Annotated in this window: 18 protein-coding genes and 1 riboswitch; of the genes, 5 read left to right on the top strand and 13 right to left on the bottom strand. The window is 74.8% G+C overall.

The genetic code is table 11. The features are described 5' to 3' along the window. Window positions 1-148: 148 nt before the first annotated feature. Complete coding sequence (locus tag HT134_RS27735; RefSeq protein WP_175603506.1) at window positions 149-778, bottom strand: GNAT family N-acetyltransferase; 630 nt, start codon at window positions 776-778, stop codon at window positions 149-151. Window positions 779-784: 6 nt separating this feature from the next. After that, window positions 785-885, bottom strand: a riboswitch (SAM riboswitch). A 127-nt stretch (window positions 886-1,012) separates the two neighbouring features. On the opposite strand from HT134_RS27735, the gene HT134_RS27730 reads away from it, so the two are divergent. Next, the gene (locus HT134_RS27730; RefSeq protein WP_217708410.1) at window positions 1,013-1,342 is read left to right on the top strand and encodes a hypothetical protein; all 330 of its coding nucleotides are present in this window, start codon (window positions 1,013-1,015) and stop codon (window positions 1,340-1,342) included. Between the two features lie 29 nt (window positions 1,343-1,371). Here the strand turns inward: HT134_RS27730 and HT134_RS27725 are convergent, their stop codons facing one another. From HT134_RS27725 to HT134_RS27695, 7 genes are all read right to left on the bottom strand, one after another. Continuing rightward, window positions 1,372-1,791 carry a DUF6010 family protein gene (locus HT134_RS27725; RefSeq protein ID WP_175603385.1) on the bottom strand — a complete coding sequence of 140 codons (420 nt, stop codon included), beginning with the start codon at window positions 1,789-1,791 and terminating at the stop codon, window positions 1,372-1,374. Window positions 1,792-1,976: 185 nt separating this feature from the next. Further along, a complete protein-coding gene (locus tag HT134_RS44860; RefSeq protein WP_312888478.1) occupies window positions 1,977-3,350 on the bottom strand; it encodes a serine/threonine-protein kinase in 1,374 nt (457 codons plus the stop codon). Window positions 3,351-3,477: 127 nt separating this feature from the next. Then, a complete protein-coding gene (locus HT134_RS27715; protein ID WP_217708409.1) occupies window positions 3,478-3,960 on the bottom strand; it encodes a S26 family signal peptidase in 483 nt (160 codons plus the stop codon). Then, window positions 3,957-5,945 carry an ABC transporter ATP-binding protein gene (locus tag HT134_RS27710; RefSeq protein WP_175603384.1) on the bottom strand — a complete coding sequence of 663 codons (1,989 nt, stop codon included), beginning with the start codon at window positions 5,943-5,945 and terminating at the stop codon, window positions 3,957-3,959. Before HT134_RS27710 ends, HT134_RS27715 begins: the two co-directional genes overlap by 4 nt. Then, window positions 5,942-6,499: a TlpA family protein disulfide reductase gene (locus tag HT134_RS27705; RefSeq protein ID WP_175603383.1), complete on the bottom strand. Its 558-nt coding sequence runs from the start codon at window positions 6,497-6,499 to the stop codon at window positions 5,942-5,944. The genes HT134_RS27710 and HT134_RS27705 overlap by 4 nt, the downstream gene beginning before the upstream one ends. Before the next feature lie 160 nt (window positions 6,500-6,659). Then, complete coding sequence (locus HT134_RS27700; protein ID WP_175603382.1) at window positions 6,660-6,839, bottom strand: hypothetical protein; 180 nt, start codon at window positions 6,837-6,839, stop codon at window positions 6,660-6,662. A 106-nt stretch (window positions 6,840-6,945) separates the two neighbouring features. Continuing rightward, the gene (locus HT134_RS27695; RefSeq protein ID WP_175603381.1) at window positions 6,946-9,714 is read right to left on the bottom strand and encodes an ATP-binding protein; all 2,769 of its coding nucleotides are present in this window, start codon (window positions 9,712-9,714) and stop codon (window positions 6,946-6,948) included. A 189-nt stretch (window positions 9,715-9,903) separates the two neighbouring features. Between HT134_RS27695 and HT134_RS27690 the strand changes: the two genes are divergently transcribed. From HT134_RS27690 to HT134_RS27680, 3 genes are read left to right on the top strand one after another with little or no spacing between them, the layout of a single operon-like run. Beyond that, window positions 9,904-10,713, top strand: a complete 810-nt coding sequence (locus HT134_RS27690) for an NAD(P)H-binding protein (protein ID WP_175603380.1) — start codon at window positions 9,904-9,906, stop codon at window positions 10,711-10,713. Beyond that, complete coding sequence (locus tag HT134_RS27685; protein ID WP_175603379.1) at window positions 10,710-11,105, top strand: pyridoxamine 5'-phosphate oxidase family protein; 396 nt, start codon at window positions 10,710-10,712, stop codon at window positions 11,103-11,105. The genes HT134_RS27690 and HT134_RS27685 overlap by 4 nt, the downstream gene beginning before the upstream one ends. Window positions 11,106-11,125: 20 nt before the next feature. Continuing rightward, window positions 11,126-11,986: a haloalkane dehalogenase gene (locus HT134_RS27680; protein ID WP_175603378.1), complete on the top strand. Its 861-nt coding sequence runs from the start codon at window positions 11,126-11,128 to the stop codon at window positions 11,984-11,986. Between the two features lie 64 nt (window positions 11,987-12,050). Here the strand turns inward: HT134_RS27680 and HT134_RS27675 are convergent, their stop codons facing one another. Further along, on the bottom strand, window positions 12,051-12,839 hold the full coding sequence (locus tag HT134_RS27675; RefSeq protein WP_175603377.1) for an IclR family transcriptional regulator: 789 nt from the start codon (window positions 12,837-12,839) through the stop codon (window positions 12,051-12,053). A 93-nt stretch (window positions 12,840-12,932) separates the two neighbouring features. Between HT134_RS27675 and HT134_RS27670 the strand changes: the two genes are divergently transcribed. Further along, window positions 12,933-13,862, top strand: coding sequence for a 5-dehydro-4-deoxyglucarate dehydratase (locus HT134_RS27670; RefSeq protein ID WP_175603376.1), 930 nt, complete (start codon window positions 12,933-12,935; stop codon window positions 13,860-13,862). Window positions 13,863-14,050: 188 nt separating this feature from the next. Here the strand turns inward: HT134_RS27670 and HT134_RS27665 are convergent, their stop codons facing one another. The 4 genes from HT134_RS27665 to HT134_RS27650 all read right to left on the bottom strand — a co-directional run bounded on the left by HT134_RS27665 (window position 14,051) and on the right by HT134_RS27650 (window position 19,630). Then, window positions 14,051-14,407, bottom strand: a complete 357-nt coding sequence (locus HT134_RS27665) for a hypothetical protein (protein WP_175603375.1) — start codon at window positions 14,405-14,407, stop codon at window positions 14,051-14,053. 77 nt (window positions 14,408-14,484) lie between these two features. Then, window positions 14,485-16,710: a thioesterase domain-containing protein gene (locus HT134_RS27660; protein WP_246365534.1), complete on the bottom strand. Its 2,226-nt coding sequence runs from the start codon at window positions 16,708-16,710 to the stop codon at window positions 14,485-14,487. After that, the gene (locus HT134_RS27655) at window positions 16,707-18,326 is read right to left on the bottom strand and encodes a peroxidase family protein (RefSeq protein WP_175603374.1); all 1,620 of its coding nucleotides are present in this window, start codon (window positions 18,324-18,326) and stop codon (window positions 16,707-16,709) included. The genes HT134_RS27660 and HT134_RS27655 overlap by 4 nt, the downstream gene beginning before the upstream one ends. Beyond that, entirely contained in the window at window positions 18,323-19,630 is a 1,308-nt protein-coding gene (locus HT134_RS27650) for a cytochrome P450 (protein ID WP_175603373.1), read from the bottom strand. The genes HT134_RS27655 and HT134_RS27650 overlap by 4 nt, the downstream gene beginning before the upstream one ends. Between the last annotated feature and the right edge of the window lie 18 nt (window positions 19,631-19,648).

Below are 19,648 nucleotides of genomic sequence, written 5' to 3'. Positions count from 1 at the left end.
GACACCCGCGACGAGCGCAGGCCAGCCGGGAGCACGTCGCCCGGCTGGCCGCCCGGCTGTGGATCGTGGACCGGCCGTGCCGGGATCCCGCGCCTCCGTCCGGGCGATCGCAGCGTCCCGGGCGTGAAACGATCGGAAAGGCGGCTCCTCAGCGGGCCGACGCACGGGAGCTCACGGCAGCGAGCCGGGCTTCCAGCACCGATCTGACGGCGGGCCATTCCGTGGCGACCACCGCGAACATGGCCGAGTCACGGACCCGACCCTCCTCGCCCGGCGCCCACGACATGGACCAGGCGCGCAGCACGCCCTCGAAGGGAATGCCGAGTCGCTCCAGGGCCCGGCGGCAGCGGTGGTTGCGGGCGTCGGTCTTCAGATCGACGCGGGCGACGCCGAGCACGTCGAACGCGTACGAGAGCAGCAACAGCTTCGCCTCGGCGTTGATCCCGCCGCCCTGCGCCGAGGCGGCCAGCCAGGTGAACCCGATCTCGATCGCCCGCAGGCCCGGCCGGTCCGGCCACCCGCGCGGATCCCACAGGCCGGTGCATCCCACCGTCGTGCCGTCGGCCACCCGAACCTGCGCGAACGGTGTCAGCCCGCCGCGGGCGAGTTGGGCCGCCACGTAGTCCGGGACCTCACTGGCGCGAGGCACCAGCGTGAAGTCGTAGGAGGACCGATCCTCCTCGGCCGCCTGCGCGAGATCCGGGACGTGCCGCATCGCCAACGGCTCCAACCGCACCAGTTCACCGGCAAGGACAGGAACGTCAAGCCGCACGCTCATCAACTCTCCTCATCGTTCCTGGCATTGGCACCTTTCCCGCGGCTCGCCCGCCGGGGAGGTTGCCGGACCGTCACAGGGCCAGGTCCCTCGGATCCTCTGGATGAATGACCAAGTAACGATCATGCCTGTTCAGGCGGACACCGTCAATGAGAGCTCTACGCTGGCCGCATGGATCCACAGGCTGTGGACTGGGCGGCGGTCCCAGGGCCGAGCTGGTACCGGCCTGAGGACGTCGTGGGGGCCTTCGACGAGCTGATCGACAGCGCCCGCGGTGCCCGCAGTGACCGGGACGAGGGGTACGGCATTCGGTCGGCCGTAGGAAACGATCACGCGGGGACGCTCTATCCGGCGGCCGTGGCCGCGACCGACGTGTTGTTGGCGGTCATCGCCGACCATCCCGGCTTGCCGAGGCGGCAGCCCATCGAGGTCATCGCGGCGATCGTCGAGCGGGTGGAAGGAGCGACCGACGCCCTGCGAGCGGTCGCCGGACGCGATCCCCACGCCCGCGGCCTCGTCCGAGAGCTGATCAAAGCCCACAGTCAGGGGTGGACGGTCGGTGGTTGAGGCCTGGACGCGGCGGGCGGGCGGGGTGGTCAGGTCTGCCCGGCGTCCTGGGCCCTGCGGGACAGGCGGTCGCGGGCCCAGCCGAGCACCGACGGTCCGCCGGCGAAGCACCACAGGGCGATCACCGGGTCGCAGATGGCGCAGCCGAAGGAGGAGAGCGGGGCGAAGGGCAGGAGGGGGCTGTCGACGAGGTGGTGCAGCACGTCCCAGGTGGTGTGGAGGAGCCAGCCGATGCCGATCCATGTCCAGCTGTCGAGCCCGCGGTAGGCGACGTAGGTCATCACGATCGGCAGGATGAACTCCGCGTACCCGAGACCGCCTCCGCTGAGGTAGGCGGCGCCCGCGCCGGCGACCAGGACGGCGTTGACGAGGCGGCGCTGCGGCTCGGGGATCAGGGAGACGAGCGTGACGGCGATCAGGCCGATGACGATCGGCATGACGATGGACATGGGAGGTCGGGTTCCGTTCTGAGGTAGGGGCGGGCGTTTCCGCTCTGTCGCGTTTCGCGGCGCGAGCCGTTCGCGCAGCGCAACGTTAGAGCGGTTCACCCCCGGCGCCCCATGGGCTGGATCGACAACTTCCAACGGGTTCTCGCCATCGGGCGCGCCGCCGGCGGGGACTCAGCCGCGGCGGGTCAGCACATCTGCGGGATGCACGTGAACGGGTTCTCCATGGTGGGCTGCTGCATCCACGGAGGTGGGGCGGCGGTCGTCTCGGGCTGCCGGTCCGGGACGGTTCCGGAGGTGGGGTCGGCGGTCGTGTCGCGCCGCGGTTCGTCGTCGAGCGGCGTGATCACGGCATGGCCCGTACGGGCGGGCTTGGCGGTCGGGGCCGGGGTCCTGAGGTGGGTTGTCTGCTTGGGAGCCGGGGGTGGCGTCCGGTGTTGCGTCTTCGTGGCCGCCATGGGGGACGCCGCCGTGGCGGCTGCCGTGGTCGGCCGCGACGCGGGCTGAGACGTCGTGTCCCCCACCGCGGGTGACGAGCCGACCGGGTCGTCGACGCCGCCGTTGATCAGCACCCCGACCGTGACGAGGAGCGCCGCGGCCGCCACGCTGCCGGCGATCGTCACGGCGACCGTACGGCGGCGGCGTCCCCGGACAGCCGGCGAACCCACGGGCTCCCGGGCAGGTGCCCCCGAGCTCTCGGGGCTCGCAGGCGTTCCGGAGTGTCCGGGAAGCGGCCCCGATCGTCCAAGGGGGCGCCCGGGGTGGGAGGTCAGCCCCGCCGCCAGCTCCTCCGCGCTGGGCCGCCGGGCCGGGTCCTTGGACAGGGCGGCGGTGACGAGGGCGAGCAGCGTCCCGTCCAGCCCGGTGAGCGTCGGCTCCTTGTTGAGGATGCGGTTGATCACCGCCGGGGTGGAGTCCGCGCCGAACGCGGGCCGCCCCGAGGCGGCGAACACCATGGTCACGCCCCACGCGAAGACGTCGGCCGCCTCCGTCACCGCCTCGCCGCCGAGCTGCTCCGGCGCGAGGTAGGACGGCGTCCCCATCGTCGATCCGGTCGAGGACACGCCCGGCGCGTCCAGGGCGCGCGCGATGCCGAAGTCGATCACCACGGGACCTTCCGGCCCCATCAGGATGTTGGCGGGCTTGAAATCCCGGTGCAGGACCCCCGCGCGGTGGATGGCCGCCAGCGCGGTGGCGGTGCTGATCGCCAGGCGTTCCAGCGCGGCGCCGCGGCGCGGCCCCTCCGCGGCGACCAGCTCGCGCAGCGAGGGCCCGGGCACGTACTCGCTGACGATGTACGGCCGCCGGCCCGCGAGGTCGGCGTGCAGCACGGGCGCGGTGGAGAAGCGGGCCACGCGCCGGGCGATCTCCACCTCGCGCAGGAACCTGTTCCTCGCCTCGGGGTCGCCGAGCAGGCCGTGGTGGAGGAGCTTGACGGCGACCTGCTCGCCGGTCGCCGTCCGTCCCAGGTAGACGACGCCCTGGCCGCCCTCGCCGAGGCGGGCCGTGATGTCGTACGGGCCCAGCCGCCGCGGATCGTCGTCCATCAGCGGTTGGTTCACTCTGGCCCCCCAGAACGCGTCAACACTGCAGGAAAGGTATCAGCGCGGCCGTCGGGGCGTCCCCCTGTCGCGATCAAGTTCTGGCGGGCGCGGCTCGACTCCGCAGGTCGCGGTCACGAGGCGCGGGTCATGGCTGGCCGACCTTGCGGAGCACCACGCCGAGCAGCCGGTCCGTCGTCATATATCCGGCATGGCGGGAGTCGTGGGACCTCTCTGGATTGTCCCCCAGCACCACCAGATGCCCGTCGGGCACCCGCGTACCCGGCGCCGTCCGCAGCGCCGGCACCGTGTCCCGCGGGATCGGGTCGCCCGGCACCGCCGCGACCCGCTTGACGATCCAGCGCGGGCTCATGTCCGGCTCGTCCCCCGCCCGCTCCCCCGGCTGCCCGTCCGCGGGCGGCCGGTGGCCGAGACCGGCGAGGACCACGACCTGCCCGTCGCGCAGCGAGCGGGCCGACACGCGCCGCACCACCAGCCGCTCCCCCGGCCGGTACGTCGGCAGCATGCTCTCCCCGTGAACGGTCACCACCACGTACCGCCGCCGCACCCACACGGCGGCCAGCGCGACGACGGCACACGCGAGCGCCACCACCACGACGACCCCGGTCACCGCGCCGCCCCCGTCGGCTGGACGTCGTCGCGGTAGCCGGCGGCCTGCCGGGTGAACAGCCGGGCGTACGTGCCGTCGTCCGCCAGCAGCGAGGCGTGCGTGCCCTCCTCGGTGACGCGGCCGTCGGTCAGCACCACGATCCGGTCGGCCTCACGGACCGCGCCGAGCCGGTGGGAGATCACCACGCTGGTCCGGCCGGACCGCAGCCGCGCGAGCCGGGTGTGGATCTCGTGCTCGGCCTCGGGGTCCAGGCCGGCGCTGGGCTCGTCGAGGATCATCAGGTCCTGGTCGCACCGCAGGAACGCCCGCGCGAGCGCCAGCCGCTGCCACTGCCCGCCCGACAGCAGCACGCCCGGGCCGGGCCCGTCCGAGGCCGGCCCCCGCCCGGAGCCCGAGCCGGGGGCGGGGGTCCCATCCACGTCCGGGCCCAGGTCCGGATCCACGTCCAAGTCCAGGTCCGGGTCCACGTCCAGGCCCGCCTCAGGGTCCGCGTCCGAATCCGCCTCCTGGTCCGGGTCGAACTCGCGGCTCAGCAGCGTCTCGTAGCCGCGTGGCAGGGCCGCGACGGCGTCGTGGACCCCCGCCTCCCGCGCCGCCCGCTCGATCCGCGCCCGGTCCCGGACGGCGCTCAGGTCGCCCACCGCGATGTTGTCGGCGGCCGTCAGCTCGTACGCCACGAAGTCCTGGAAGACCGCGCCGATGCGGGAGCGCAGCGTCTCCGGCGGCACGTCGCGGATGTCCACGCCGTCCCAGAGGATCGCTCCGCGCGTCGGCTCGTAGAACCGGCACAGCAGCTTGACCAGCGTGCTCTTGCCGGCGCCGTTGCGGCCGACGAGCGCGACCGTGCGGCCGTGCGGGATGAACAGGTCGACGCCGCGCAGCACCCACGGATGGTCGTCGCTGTAGCGGAACCACACGTCGCGCAGCTCGATGCCCCGGCGCAACGCGGGCAGCGACCCGGGGTCGCGCGGTGCGGGCAGGTCGCGGCCGGCGGACACGACGGCGACGTGATGGTGGAACGTCAGCAGCTGCTCGTAGGCCATCACCCCGGCCGACACCATGACGTTCAGCGCCGCCTGGACACCGGCGGCGGCCGCCACGAACATCGCCACGTCCCCCACGCCGAGCTCGCCGCGGCCGGCCGCGAGGATCGTCCAGACCAGGCCCGCGCCGACCAGGCCCGCCGAGAGCGCCGACAGGCTCGCCTGCACGGCGAACTCCCGCCGGCCCATCCGGCGGCGGGCGGCGTTGGCGGTCCGCAGCTCGGCCAGCATGCGCAGGCGGAGGAAGTCGCCGAGGCCGAACAGGCGGATCTCCTTGGCGGCGTCCGCGGTGGACATGAGCTGCGCGTAGAACATCTCACGGCGCTCTGCCGGCCCGATCCGCCACAGCATCGCGACCCGCTGCCGCGACATCCGCAGCTCGATGAGCAGCGCCGGCACGGCCGACAGCAGGACCAGGACGGTGAACGTGGGGCTGATCACCACCAGGGAGCCGACGAACCCGGCGACGGTCACCGCGCTGCGCGCCGTGGAGGTGGCGGTGTCGACCAGCCTGCCCGGGTTGCCGGCGCTCTGCTGGGCCAGGCGCAGCCGGTCCAGGAAGGCGGGGCTCTCGAACGGGGCCAGTCCGGTGAAGCGGGTCACCGCGGCGAACAGCTCGTCCTTGGCGCGCAGCGCCGCCCGGCGGTCCACCTCGGCGCGCAGGTACTCCGTGGCGTGCGCGGCCGCCGCGGCGACCGTCGTCACGACGGCGATCGTCACGGCGAGGCCGAGCAGCGCGGTGGCCCGGCCGTGCGCCAGGCCGTCCAGCACGGCCTTGGTCAGCCAGGCCAGGGCGACCGGGGTGACGGCTCCCACGAGCGTGGTCGCCATGTACCCGAGGACGTGGGCCGGCGCGGCCCGCCACACCATCCCGGCGGCGCGGGCCGCGCATCCCGCCAGCCCGCGGGGCGTCGGCGTCGCGTCCGGCGGGCGGGTGGTCACGCCGGCGACCCGGCCGGCAGCCGCGAGATCCTGGGCGCCGTCGCGAGCAGCTTGCCGCCCGCGGCCACCTGGTAGAAGGTCGGGAACGCCTGCAGCTTGAACGCCTCGGCGACCTGGGGCGGCGTGGACTCCTCCACGATCACCTGCGCCACGGGGGACAGCGTCGAGACCAGGTGCGCCACGTCGCCCTCCCGGCCGTCGACCACCGCCACCACGCGGGAGCGGTCCTGAGCGGCGGCCCAGGAGGCCAGCTCGGGGAGCTGCTCGCGGCAGCCCGCGCAGTCGGGCGACAGGAACGCGACGACGGTGCCCTCGGGCAGGTCGTCCCGGGTCACGCGGGCGCCGTCCACGGTCGTCGCGTCGAAGTCGCCGACGGTCTCGCCGACGGCCGCGCCGGCGCTCACCCCGGACAGGCCGCCTGAGCCGACGACCTCGTACAGGGCGTCGATGAGCTTCGTGTGCTCCTTGATCCGCCGGACCAGGCCGAGGGTCAGCAGCAGGTTCAGCAGGCACAGGAGGCCCACGAGGACCATGATGGCGACCAGATAGGGCACAGGACACCTCCGTGTCGAAAGATCAAAAGGTGTGCCCGGCGGCGGACGGCCGCCGCCGGGCACGGGTCGTCGCGACGGGCTCGTCACCGTGGGGACGGGCGCGGGCGGCCTGGGGGCCGCGGCCCGCGCGTCTCGCGGGGACGGGCGTCCGGAGGTGTCGTCAGGCGCAGGACCTGGTGGACACGCAGCCGCCGCAGTGGTGGGTGCCGTTCGGGTAGTAGCAGCAGTACTTCCAGGTGGACTTGCTGCAGCACTGGTAGTCGCAGTCGGTCGCCCGAGCCGCGGTGTGGGGCGCGAACAGCTCCAGGAGCCGGTCGGCCATCCTGTTCATGACACGCATGGAACCTCCCTGTCGACGCGCCGGGCGGGCTTCCCGCGCCCGGCGCGGCGGGACGGGCGGCTCACCTCACGAGGCCGCCGTCCCGCCGCTCGTCGCAGAGACTGCGTCAGAGGTCTGAGCGATTTCTCAATGATTTCTCAACGGCCGCGCTCCGCTGACCATGGGCGGCGACGCGGTCGCGCACCGTACGGGCCCGGGCGTCGCCGACGGCGTCGTAGCATCGGGCCGCCCGCTCCCAGGCGTCGAGGGCGGCCGCGGTGTCGCCCGCCGCCACGTGGGCCTCGCCCAGGCGGACCAGCGTCTCGGCGGCGGGGTACAGGTCGTCGCACCAGCGGAACAGCTCCACCGCCCGCTCGTAGCAGGCCACGGCCTGCGCGTGCTCGCCCATGGCCTGCAGGATGTAGGCGATGCTGTCCCAGGCGTGCGCCTCGCCCTGGGCGTATCCGTGCTCGGCGAGGATGCGCTGCGCCCGGCGGCAGTCGGCCAGCGCCCGCTCGTGGTCGCCGTGCTGGGCCCGCCACCATCCCGCGTTGTTCAGCGCACGGGCCTCGCCGATGAGGTCGCCGGCCCGCCGGAACAGGTCCCGCGCGGACAGCACGTGGTCCAGGACCTCGCCGGGTCGCACCCCGGTCAGCGAGGCCGACAGGCCCATGTGGACGTGCGCCTCCAGTGCCGGCTCGTCGAGTAATCGGTGCAGTTCGAGCGCCTGCTCGAAGTGCCCGACCGCCTCCTTGTGGCCGCCCAGCCTGGCGTGGGCGCGGGCGATGCTGTTGTGGCAGCGGGCCTGGGCGAGCGGGTCGCCGGCCCGGCCGGCCGCCTCCAGCGCCACGGCCTGGACGCGCAGGATCTGCTCCCACGGGCCGCGGCGCTGCATGAACTCGGCGAACGCCCACGCCAGCTCGTACGCGTGCCGGTCCAGCCCGGCACCGGTCGCCTCCGCCAGCAGCCCGGGCAGCGCCACGCATTCGTCGGCGTACCAGCGCAGGGCGTCGGCCTGGCCGGTGAACCGCTCCGTCACGGCTCCTCGCGCCCGGGGGCCCAGCACCGGCTTCTCGCGGTGCGGGTAGCAGACCTCGCTCGCCGCGCACGCCGAGTGGAGGTAGTAGTCGAGCAGCCGCCGGGTCGCCCCGCGCCGCACCGCCCGGCTCTCGGCGGCCCGCTCCTGCTCCGACGCGTACGCGCGCAGCAGGTCGTGCAGCCGCAGATGGCCGGGCGCGCGGACGTCGACCAGGTTGGCGCGTTCGAGCCGGGCGACCAGCTCCCTGGCCCGGTCCACCGGCACGGCGGCCAGGCTCGCCGCCGCGGCGAGCGGCAGGTGCGGGCCCGGGTGGCGGCCGAGGCGGCGGAACAGCCGGATCGCCGGCTCGGGCAGGTCCCGGTACGACCGCCCGAACACGGTGCGCAGGTCGATCGCCGGGTCGCTGTGGGCGAACGGCTCCAGGTCCGCGCCGGTCCGGGCGAGGTCGGCGGCGACCTCGGGCAGCGACTGGTCGGCGCGCCCCGCCAGCTGGGCGGCGACGATCGCCAGGGCCAGCGGCAGCCGGCCGCACCGGCGGATGATCTGCTCCGTGGCCTCCGGCTCGGCCACCAGCCGGGGCTCGCCCAGCCGCGCGGCCAGCAGGTGGCGGGCGTCGTCGTCCGGCAGGACGTCGAGCCGTACGAGGGAGGCGCCCTCGGCGACCGCGAGGCCGGACAGCTCGGCGCGGCTGGTGATCAGCGTCATGCAGCCCGGCGCGGCGGCCAGCAGCGGGCGCACCTGCTCGGCGCCGTGGGCGTCGTCGAGCACGACGAGGACCCGGCGGGAGGCCAGCATGCTGCGGTAGAGCCCGATCCGGGCCTCGACGCCCGACGGCACCCGGGCCTCCGGGACGCCCAGCGCGCCGAGGAAGCGGGGCAGGATCATGGCGGCGTCGGCGGCGTCCACCCTGCTGAGATCGGCGTAGAGCTGCCCGTCGGGGAAGCGGTCGCGATGGAGGTGCGCCCAGCGCAGCGCGAGGGACGACTTGCCCACCCCCGGCGGTCCCGAGATGGCGCAGATCGCCGCGGTCGCCGCCGGGTCGCCGGTCGCGACCGCGGCGAGTCGTTCCAGCTCGGCCGCCCGTCCGACGAAGAACCGGAGGTCGACCGGCAACTGGGCCGGGACCACGCCGGCGGTCTCGGCCGCGTCGCCGGACAGCAGCAGCGTCCGGTGCACGCGGCGCAACTCCGTGCCCGGCTCGACGCCCAGCTCCTCGGCCAGCGTCCGGCGGACCCGGGCGAAGTGCGCCAGCGCCTCGGCGGTCCGTCCCCACGCGTGCAGGGCCTCGATGAGCGCGGCGGCCAGCAGCTCGTCCAGCGGGTACTCGTCGGCCAGCGGGGACAGCGCCGCGACGGCCGCGGCGGCGTCGCGGCCGGTCATCAGCCGCGCCCAGCGCAGCGCGGCCTCCTTGCGCTCGTCGCGCAGGCGGCTGCGGGCGCGTTCGGCCCACTCGCCGGGCAGCCCGGTCAGCGGGTCGCCGCGCCACAGCGCGAGGGCCTCGCCGAGCAGCGGTGCCGGGTCCGGCTCGGCCATCGCCTGGTCGGCGAGGCCGCGGAACCTCGACACGTCCACCGCGGACTCGTCCACGTCGAGCAGGTAGCCGCCGAGCCGGTGGACGACCGCGCCGTCGTCGCCGAGGATCTCGCGGCGGATGCGGGTGATGACCGTGTAGAGGGTGTGCCGCGCGCCGGCCGGGACCTGGTCGCCCCACACGCGGGCGAGGAGCGACTCGACCGGCACGACCCGGCCGGCCTCCCAGGCGAGCGCGGCCAGGGCGAGCGCGACCTGCGGGGGCCGCACGGGCCGGGGCCGGCCCATGCGCTCCACCTCGACGGGTCCGAGCAATCGAATCAGCACGACGTCCATCCCTTGCTCGTGGATCTTCGAGCGTAACGAACGCGGTGGCGCCGGCGCCGAGGGTTCGGCCGCGCCGATGATCTTTTGCCGGCGACTTAGTCATCCGACTGACTTGCTGTGGACAGAGGCCCTCGCGACCCGCTAAGGTCTTTCTCAGTCAGTCAGCTAACTAACTTTCTGGGAGAGATCATGATCGTCGTCACCGGAGCCACCGGCAACGTCGGCCGCGCGCTCGTCGACACGCTCGCCGCCGCCGGGGAGCAGGTCACGGCCGTGTCCCGCCGGCCCGCCCAGGTCCCCGACGGAGTACGGCACCACAGCGCCGACCTGGGCGACCCCGCGAGCCTGCGACCCGCCCTGGACGGCGCCGCGGCGCTCTTCCTGCTCGTGGCGGGCGACGACCCGCACGCGATCCTCAAGCAGGCCGCGGGCGTCGGGCGGATCGTGCTGCTGTCCTCGCAGGGAGCGGGCAGCCGCCCCGAGGTCTACCGGCACCCGGCCCTGTTCGAGCGGGCCGTGCGCGAGTCGGGGGCGGACTTCACGATCCTGCGGCCGGGCGGCTTCGCCTCCAACGCCTTCGCCTGGGCCGAGTCCATCCGGACCACGCGCACCGCCGCCGCGCCCTTCGGGGACGTCGGCCTGCCGGTCATCGACCCGGCCGACATCGCCGAGGTCGCCGCCGCGGTGCTGCGCGGGGCCGGGCACGCCGGCCGTACGTACGAGCTGACCGGACCGGCGCCCGTCACCCCGCGGGAGCGTGCGGCGGCGATCGGCGCGGCGCTCGGCGAGCCGGTGCGGTTCGTCGAGCAGACCCGCGAGGAGGCGCGGACGCAGATGCTCCAGGTGATGCCCGAGCCCGTCGTCGAGGGCACGCTGGCGATCCTGGGCGCGCCCACGGCGGCCGAGCGGGCCGTCAGCCCCGACGTCGAGCGCGTGCTCGGGCGCGCCCCGCGCACCTTCGCCGAGTGGGCTGCCCGCAACGTGCCCGCCTTCCGATGAGCGCGACCGCCCGCCCCAGTGCCGCGGCCGAGCGTTTCCTCGCCGAGCCGCGCCTGGCCACCCTCACCACCCTGCGCCCCGACGGCTCACCGCACGTGGTCGCGGTGCGCTTCACCTGGGATCGCGCCGCCGGCCTGGCGCGGGTCCTGACCACCGGCTCCACCCGCAAGGCCAGGAACCTCGCCCGGCCGGGCGGGCGCGTGGCGCTCTGCCAGGCGGACGGGTTCCGGTGGGTGACGCTCGAAGGCGCCGCCACCGTCCACGACGCCCCCGAGCGGGTGGAGGAGGGCGCCCGCCGTTACGCCGCCCGCTACGGGGCGCCGCCGCCGAACCCGCCCGGCCGCGTGGTCATCGAGATCACGGTCGACCGCGTCATCCGGCTCAACCTCTGAACCCCGACAAGGAACCGATCATGCCTGTTCAGCACGTCCTCGACTCCACCGTCCACTACCGGGAGTCCGGCGCCGGGACGCCCGTCGTCTTCCTGCACGGCAACCCCACCTCCTCCTACCTGTGGCGGAACGTCATGCCGGCCGTGGGCCCCGGGCGGCTGCTGGCCCCCGACCTCATCGGCATGGGCGAGTCCGGCAAACCCGACATCGCCTACACCTTCGCCGACCACGCCCGCTACCTCGACGCCTGGTTCGACGCGCTCGGCCTGCGCGACGTGGTGCTGGTCGGACACGACTGGGGCGGCGCCCTGGCCTTCGACTGGGCCGCCCGCCATCCGGACCGGGTGCGCGGCATCGCGTTCACCGAGACCATCGTCAAGCCGATGACCTGGGAAGAGTTCCCCGAGGGCGGCCGCGAGCTGTTCCGGGCGATCAAGACCGAGGGCGTCGGCGAGGCCATGCTCCTGGACGACAACGCCTTCATCGAGCAGGGCCTGCCGGGCAGCACCGCGTCGCCGATGTCCGAGGGCGACCTCGACGTCTACCGCAAGCCGTACCCGACGCGCGAGAGCAGGCTGCCGCTCCTGCGGTGGGCGCGCTCGATGCCGCTGGGCGGCGAGCCCGCCGACGTCGTGGCCAGGGTCGAGGCGTACGACCGGTGGCTGGCGGCCAGCGCGGAGGTGCCCAAGCTGCTGATGACGTTCGCGCCCGGGGCGGGGGTGATGGTGGGCGACGACATGGTCGCGTGGTGCGCCGCCACGATGGCGGCCCTGGAGATCGAGCGCTCCGACGCCGTCGCCGGGCACCACACGCCGGAGGACCAGCCCGCCCTGATCGCCGCGGCCGTCTCGGCGTGGGCGGACCGGCACGGCCTGCGCTGACCCGCTCCCGGACCGCCATGCCCGGCGGGCGTACCCCCGATGACCTCCAGGGTCCTGACGACGCTCAGCGGATGATGCGCTCCCGGGCCCGCAGCAGGGCGGCCACGATCGCCTCCTCCCGCTCGGGGCTGAGCCGGACGATGGGGATGGAGCAGCTCAGCGCCTCGTTCGGAGCCGGGCCGAAGTCGAGGGCGACGGCGAAGCAGCGCAGGCCGATGGTCGACTCCTGCTCGTCCACGGCGTGGCCCCGGCGCCGGATCTCCTCCAGCTCCGCGCGCAGCGCCGCCCGGTCGGTGATCGTGTGCTCGGTCCGCGCCTGCAGAACCGGCGGCAGCAGCGCGTCCACCTCCTCCCAGGGACGCCCGGCCAGGATCACCTTGCCGAGCCCGGTCGCCCACGACGGCAGGCGCCGGCCGGGCCTGGAGACCACGGCGAGGGAGTGCCGCGAGATGTTGGTGGCCAGGTAGACGACCTCGGCGCCGTCGAGTCGCGCCAGGTGCACGGTCTCGCCCAGGTCGCGGTGCAGGTCGTCCATCACGGGCTGCGCCCGCTGGACGACGTCGTCCCGCTCGACGTACGCGGCCCCCGCGCGCAGGGCGCGGATGCCGATCCGGTAGCGGCCGTTGCCGTCGGTCTCGACCCAGCCGGTGTTTACCAGTGTGGTCAGCAGCGCGTAACCGCTGGCCCGCGGCATGCCGAGGGCGGTCACCACCTCGCGCAGCGAGCACGCCTGAGCCGCGGAGCTCAGGTATTCGAGCACCGCGATGGTCCGCTCGGCCGACTTGACGCTGCGGACGCCACCACCTCCTCCTTCGCCGGGCTCGGCGGAAGGCTCCAGAACCTGTTTCGTCATCGACCACCTCTTGACGCCTGCGGAAACGCCAACTTAATGTCTCGGCTACAAATATAGACGCCGTCTCCATATATAGACAAGAGGTTGCCGTTGATGACCCCCGCCCTGTCGCGAGTCGCCTCGCTCTCCGGTTTGCTCGCCTTCCCCGTCACGCCGTTCACGGAGACCGGGGACGTGGACCTGGCCCGTTTCCGAACCCACCTCGACGACATGCTCGCCGCCGAACCCAGGGCGATCTTCGTCGCCTGCGGGACCGGCGAGCTGGCGTCGCTGACGGCCGGCGAGCAGCAGGCGGTGGTCAGGACCGCCGTCGAGCACGTCGCCGGAGCCGTGCCCGTGCTCGCGGGAGTGGGCGGCGGCACGCGGACGGCCGTGGAGTTCACCCGCGCCGCCGAGGCCGCCGGAGCCGACGGCGTGCTCGCTCTCCCGCCGTACCTCCAGGTCGGCCCGCCGGCCGGGCTCGTGGCGCACTACCGGGAGGTGGCCGCGGCCACGGACCTGGGCGTGATCCTCTACCAGCGCGGCACCGCGATCTTCTCCCCCGAGGCGGTGGCCGAGCTCGCCGAGGTGGACAACATCGTCGCGCTCAAGGACGGGCACGGCGACATGGAGCTGCTCCAGCTCATCCACACCGCCACCGGCGGGCGGCTCCCCCTGCTCAACGGCCTGCCGACCGCCGAGATCTACGCCCGCTCCTACGCCGGCGTCGGGGCCCGCGCCTACTCCTCGGCGGTGCTCGCCTTCCTCCCCGAGGTCGCCACCGCGTTCTTCCGGGCGTTCGACACGGGCGACGACGCGACCCAGGAGCTGCTGCTGCGCGAGTTCTACGCGCCGCTCGCCCGGCTGCGCCAGACGACCCCCGGGTACGCCGTGTCGCTCGTCAAGGCCGGCCTCGACCTGCGCGGGCGATCCTGCGGCCCCGTGCGGGCGCCGCTGGCCCAGGTCACCCCGGAGCACCGCGAGCAACTGGCCCGCATCATCGACCGCGGCCTGGCCGCCCTCGGCGCGACAGCCGTCGCCTAGCACGCGGCCCGCCCGGCACCCAGGGCAGACCATCGGAAGGATCATGATCAGTCCCAGGTTCCGGACCCGCTGCTGGAAGGCCGAGGACGTGTGCGCCCGGGAGGCGCCGCCCTGGCGCCGTCGGCCGGCGAGCCGGCGCACGCGGCGGCCTGCCACTTCCCCCTGCAGGACGCGGCGGCCCGGTGAGGTCAGCGCCCAGCAGGGCGGACGCTGTCGGCGGGACGGACGCTGTCGGCGGAGCGGACGCTGTCGGCGGAGCGGACGCTGTCGGCGGAGCGGACGCTGTCGGCGTAGTGGCGCAGGTGGGCGGCGGCCGTGGTGAGGTCGGCGGCGGCGGTCACGCAGGCGGCCAGGTGGGCGTTCACCGCCTGGCGCAGCCAGCGCGGCGCGACACCGCCCGCCTCCAGCCGCTCGGTGATCCCACGCAGGCGCTCGGCGCACTCGGCCAGCGCGCGGGCGTCGGTCTCCAGCACGACGGCGTGCGCGATGATCGACGCCGGGTCGGCCGGACGCCGGGCCGATCGCCGAGCGGGGTGACGGCGCATGTGGTCCTCCGATCAGATGGTCGGCACTCGCGGACGGTGGCGGCACCGGCGCGGCCCACCGGCCGCGTTCCGCCAGGTCAGGTGGTCGGCACCGGGACGGCGGCGTCACGCAGGGTCCGGCGGGCGGCGGCCGACAGGCAGAGCAGCGGGCGGGCGCCGTCGAGACCCAGCTCGCGCAGCAGGCGGGCCAGCGGGTGGGCCGATCCGGGCTCCACAGTGAGCCGGAGCCGGGGCGCGGGGTGCAGCAGCGCCCGGCCGCGGGCCCGTACGCAGGAGCGCAGCGTCGTGCCCGCCGCCCGCGCGTAGCCGACCAGGTCGCGCTCGCTCACCGGCAGCCCGGGGCCGAGCCGCCCGCCCAGGACGAGCAGCCGCTCTCCGTCGCCGCGAGCCTCCGCCCCGGCGGTGATGCGGGCGACGCCCCTGGCCAGCCCGAACTCCAGCGGCAGCAGCGACGGCTCGCCGCCCCACAGCCGCGGCGCCAGGGCGGCGACGACGGCGGTGTCCACCACGGAGCCGGCCAGGAAGACGCCCGAACGCCGCCGGTCGGCCCCGCGCACCAGGTCGTACCAGCCGAGCGGCCCGCGGGCCCGCCACGGGCCGGGCACGACGACCCCGACGTGGAGCTCGCGGTGGACGCCCACGCTGGTACGCCGGTTCCAGGCGGCGTGGACGGCGACGAGGGCACGGCCGGCGACCCGCACGGCGGGGCCGAGCCCGGTGCCCTCCAGGAGGGCCGCCGCCACCGCCGGGTCCGCGGCGAAGTACGCGGTGAGCGCGCCGCCGTCGTGACAGCGGATCGGCAGCTCCACCCGGCCGCCCGGACCGGGCACCGCGTGGGTCGGCACGGTCAGGAAGGGGAACCCCTCGGGTTCGGGCGGGTGGTCGAACAGCCGGTAGACCTGCGAGCGCACGACCGGCCCCCGGTACGGCGCGAGGCGCCCGTCGATGTGGTCGCGGGCCTCGGGCAGGTCGGTGGCGATGTTGGCGATGTAGCGGTCGATGCTGTGGCAGAGCGGGAACAGGTGGGTGGCGTCGGAGTAGTCCACCACGTACCAGTCGGGATGCAGGTCGAAGCAGCCGCCGGCGCCCTGGCCGTCGAGAGTGGGGACGATGTCGTGCTGGTTGGTGACGCTGGCGACCCAGGTGTCCGGGTCGGCGGGCCGCTTGAAGTCGACGGGCGCGCCGACCGCGATGGCGTGGGTGACGGTGTGGCGGGCGCAGAACCCGGGGTCCTGCGCCAGGTTCATGACGGCCGCGCCCCCCGCGCTGTGCCCGATCAGAGCCACCTCGGCGCCCTCGGGCAAGCCGTAGTCGGCGACGGCCTTGGCCAGGGCGCGGCTGTACGGGCTCGCGGCCAGGACGGCGCTGCTGAAGGCGCCGAGCAGGTCCTGCGGCGAGTCGTGGTCGGGCCGCCCGGCCCGCATGCCGGGCGCCTGGACGACGTGGCGCACCACCCCGTCGGGGCCCTCGACGCTCTGGATGAGGACGCGGCCCGTGGTGCCGATCACGCTGAGGTTGCCGAGGAAGCCGAGCAGGGATCCCTTCGTGGCCAGCCGCGCGGACTCGGCCTCGGCCGGCTCGACCCGGCGCGCGGCCCCCTCGCCCCGGTCGAGCACGGCCACGGCCCGGTTGCTCATGCCGGTGACCGGGTCGGCCGTGGCGTAGCCCGTTCCCGTGGCGATCAGCCAGGCGGTGGCGTCGTTGAGCGGGTTCTCGTCGAGCAGCGCCCGCAGGGCGAGCACCTCGCCGAAGACCGGGGCGAGCTGGCTGAGGACGCGTACGGCGCCGCGGTCGCCGAGCAGCGCGCGCAGGGCGCGGACGGCCTCCAGGTCGCGGTCCGCCGCGGCCGCCTCGATGAGCCGGCTGAGCATGGGGTCGCCGGTCAGCTCCGGGTGGTCGAGGGCGACGGCCTCGACCCGCAGCCGCAAGGAGGTGGCCAGGACGCGTACGGCCAGGCTCTCCGCGCCCGCGAGCGCGCCCAGCGCGGCGGCCACGGAGGCGGAGCGGCTGCCCGCGGGCGCCCACCCGAGGCCCCTGCCGTTGGTGATCGCGCGCAGCAGCGCCCGCTGGGTCCGCCAGCCCGGGGAGGGCGCGTGCGGCAGGGCCTGGAGCAGGGCGCCGTCGGTGAGGGCGGCCGTCGCGTGGACGGCCGCCCCGCGGATCACGACCCCGATGTCGACCAGCTCACGCGCCGCCCCCCGCAACGACTCCGCGGCCGGACCGGTCGCGTCACCCCCCTGACCGGCCGCGTCAGCCCCCGGGCCATGCGGCGGCTCGCCGGACGCGTTGAGGTCGGCGGTCATCGGCGCGCGCCGCGGGTCGTGCCGGGGCGGGAGGCGGCGGCGCCGGGGACGACGGCGCGGGTCATGCTGACGAAGCGGGGACGCGGGTCCTCGGGCACGTTGCGGCGCACCACGTCCGACAGCGTCCTGGTGGTGGCGATGATCCGCATGCCGGTCGGCGAGAAGGTGGCGGCGTTGAACACCCGCGGCGCCAGCAGCGGGTTGGTCAGCGCCTGGGAGAACGCGTCGATCGCGATGATCTTCGTGAGGAGCGGCGGCAGGATGGCGTCGGGAGATCCGGGCTCCTCGGCGAACAGCCCCACGTACAGGTCGAGGTCGTCCACGCCGCGATACAGCTCCCGCAGCGCGCCGCTGACCCGCCGGTCGCCGGAGACGTGCTCGAAGCGGCGCACCCGGGGGAAGCGGCAGTGCTCGCGGTAGCTGTTGTAGGGCGCCAGGTCCAGGGCCCGGGAGTCGGCGATGCTGGCCGCGTCCACCTCCCGCAGCAGCGGGTCGGTGTTGAACAGGCCGATCCGGCCGGCGCGCTGGCGGGAGGCGTCCTCGAAGAGCCGGCCGAGGCCCGGTCCGGGGATCAGCGCGCCGCCCACGAGCGTGTCGGCCATCGGCAGTTCGCGCCCGCCCACCGACAGCCGCGAGGGGATCAGGCCGTGCCAGCGGTAGACCAGGTTGAACTCGACCGACGCCCAGTTCTCGCGGTGCCAGGGCGCGCGGGCCAGCAGCGTCGTCAGCCGCGGGTCGAGGGTGAAGCGGAAGTGGTACGGGGTGATGTGGTTGATGTACTCCTCGACCACCAGCTTGATGAGCAGCACGATGAGGATGTTGCGGGCGGTCTGGAACAGCCGCTCGTCGTCCCAGCGCGGATGGGCCTCGGCGAGCTGCCGGGCCACCCTGTTGTGCTCGCGCAGGAACAGCACCGTGAGCATGGTGAAGCCGATCTGGATGTTGCCCCGGTCGCTGCCGGTGGCGAACAGGGTGTCGCGCTGGGCGTCGGTGAGCTCGTCGAAGCGGATCACGCTCAGCGGCGCGAACTCCGGCTTGATCTTGCCGTTCTCGCACAGGTGGGGCGGGAACTCGCCGCCGTCGATGAGCTGGCTCTTGAGCAGCCCGCCGTCGAACGCGCGCAGCGCCGCCGTCGCGTCCGGGCGCAGGCCGTAGAGCTGGTTGAGGTCGATGTGGTGGTTGGAGCTGTTCTTGCGCGGGTCGCGCGGGATGTTGACGTCGCCGCGCAGGAAGCCGTCGGTGAACCACTGGGCGAAGTAGGCGAACAGCACCGTGGAGCGCGGGCAGGGGATCATGGCGTCGCCGCGGGTGAACAGCTCGGCGGCCCGCTCGGGAGTGGGCCGGCCGTCGCCGGTCGCGGTGTGCGGGGGCAGGTGCCTGCCGCTGTAGGTGCGGTCGGTGAGCGACGCCCAGGAGGTGTAGCCGGCCATCGTGCTCAGCGGCTCGGGCCGCGGGGGCATCTCGCGGACCGCGTGGTCGATCAACGAGGCGTTGAGGCGCCGCCGGAGCGGCGGGACGGCCTGCGCCAGGTCCCAGAACGGCCGGCCGTTGGTGAGCGCCAGGAACCTGAGCCGGTTGGCGGCCCCGTCGACCGCGATGCCGCGCGCGCTGGTCATGCCCGCTCCCCCTCGCCGCCGAGGCCGAGGACGAACCGGTCGGGGAAGATCCCGTGCGAGCGGACGAGCCGCCCTTCCGGCGGCGGGAGCAGGCGTACGCCGGGGCGCAGCAGCAGGCGGCGGACGACCTCGCAGATGACGACCCTGGCGGGATGGACGCCGAGGCAGGCGTGGTGGCCGTGACCGAAGAACAGGTGGTGGTGGCCGGGCCGGTCGAGGCGGAACGCGTCGGGCTCGGCCACCACGTCCTCGTCGAACATGGCCGAGGCCGGGGCGGCGAGCACGAACGTGCCCGCGGGGACGAGCGTGGCCCGCGGGGTGCCGGCGGCGAGCACGTGGTCGCGCTCGCACAGCCGGGGAAGCAGCTTGAAGAACGGGTTGAACCGCAGCGCCTCCCAGACGTGGGCGTCGAAGCGGGCGGGATCGGGCTCGGCGGCCGCCTCGACGGCCCGCGCCAGCACCTCGGGACGCAGCAGGAGCTGCTCGACCGCCTCGGCCATGGCGCCGGGCGCGCTCTCCACGAAGCCGAGCGGCAGCCCGGCCATGTTGACCACGACGCGCTCGTCGTCCACGCCGATCCCGGCGGGCAGGGCGGTGCCCGCGAGCCGGGCGAACACGTGGTCGGGCGGCTGCTCCCCGGCGCGCCGGGCGGCCCGCAGCTCGGCGAGCCGGTCGCGCAGGTACGCCGTCATGTCGGCGCCCGCCTGCACCGACGCGGCCTGGAGGTCGGGGTCGCCGGCGAAGTTGGCGAAGCCGTCGGTGACGATCGCCCGCGTCCACCGCGACAGGGTCTGCCGGTCGGGGCCGGGGAGGCCGAAGTACGTCGCGCAGACCTCCAGCGCGACGTGGCGGAACAGGGCGTGGACGGCCTCGATGCGGCCGTGCGGCCAGGCGGCGTCGAGCGCCTCGTCGGCGACGCGCCCGGCCAGCTCGCGCACCCGGGCCGTGTCGCGCTGGTCGAGCATGACCTGCATGAGGCCCCGGTCGCGCCAGTTCATCGCCGTGGCGTCACGGCCCAGCATGAACGGGCCGCCCAGCGCGGCGTCCAGGCGCGGGCCGAAGGCGCGCACCGAGAAGACCGACTCGTGGGAGAGCACCTCCATCACGTCGGCGAAGCGGGTCACCACCGTGAAGGCGGGCGTGACGAAGACGGGGCGCCGCTCGCGCAGCTCGGCGAACAGGTCGCGCCAGTCGGTGCGCATCCACTCCCGCACGAGGCCGAACGCGGACACCGGGTCGCGGGCCAGCGCCTCGTCGTACCGGTCGAGATAGCCGCCCGTGGTCGTCGGACCGGCAGCGCCCATGCCAGTGGCCCCTTCCGT

Origin of the sequence: Nonomuraea rhodomycinica, from assembly GCF_013363995.1 — a bacterium.
Lineage (GTDB): Bacteria > Actinomycetota > Actinomycetes > Streptosporangiales > Streptosporangiaceae > Nonomuraea > Nonomuraea rhodomycinica.
This window is presented reverse-complemented; position numbering and strand designations above follow the sequence as displayed.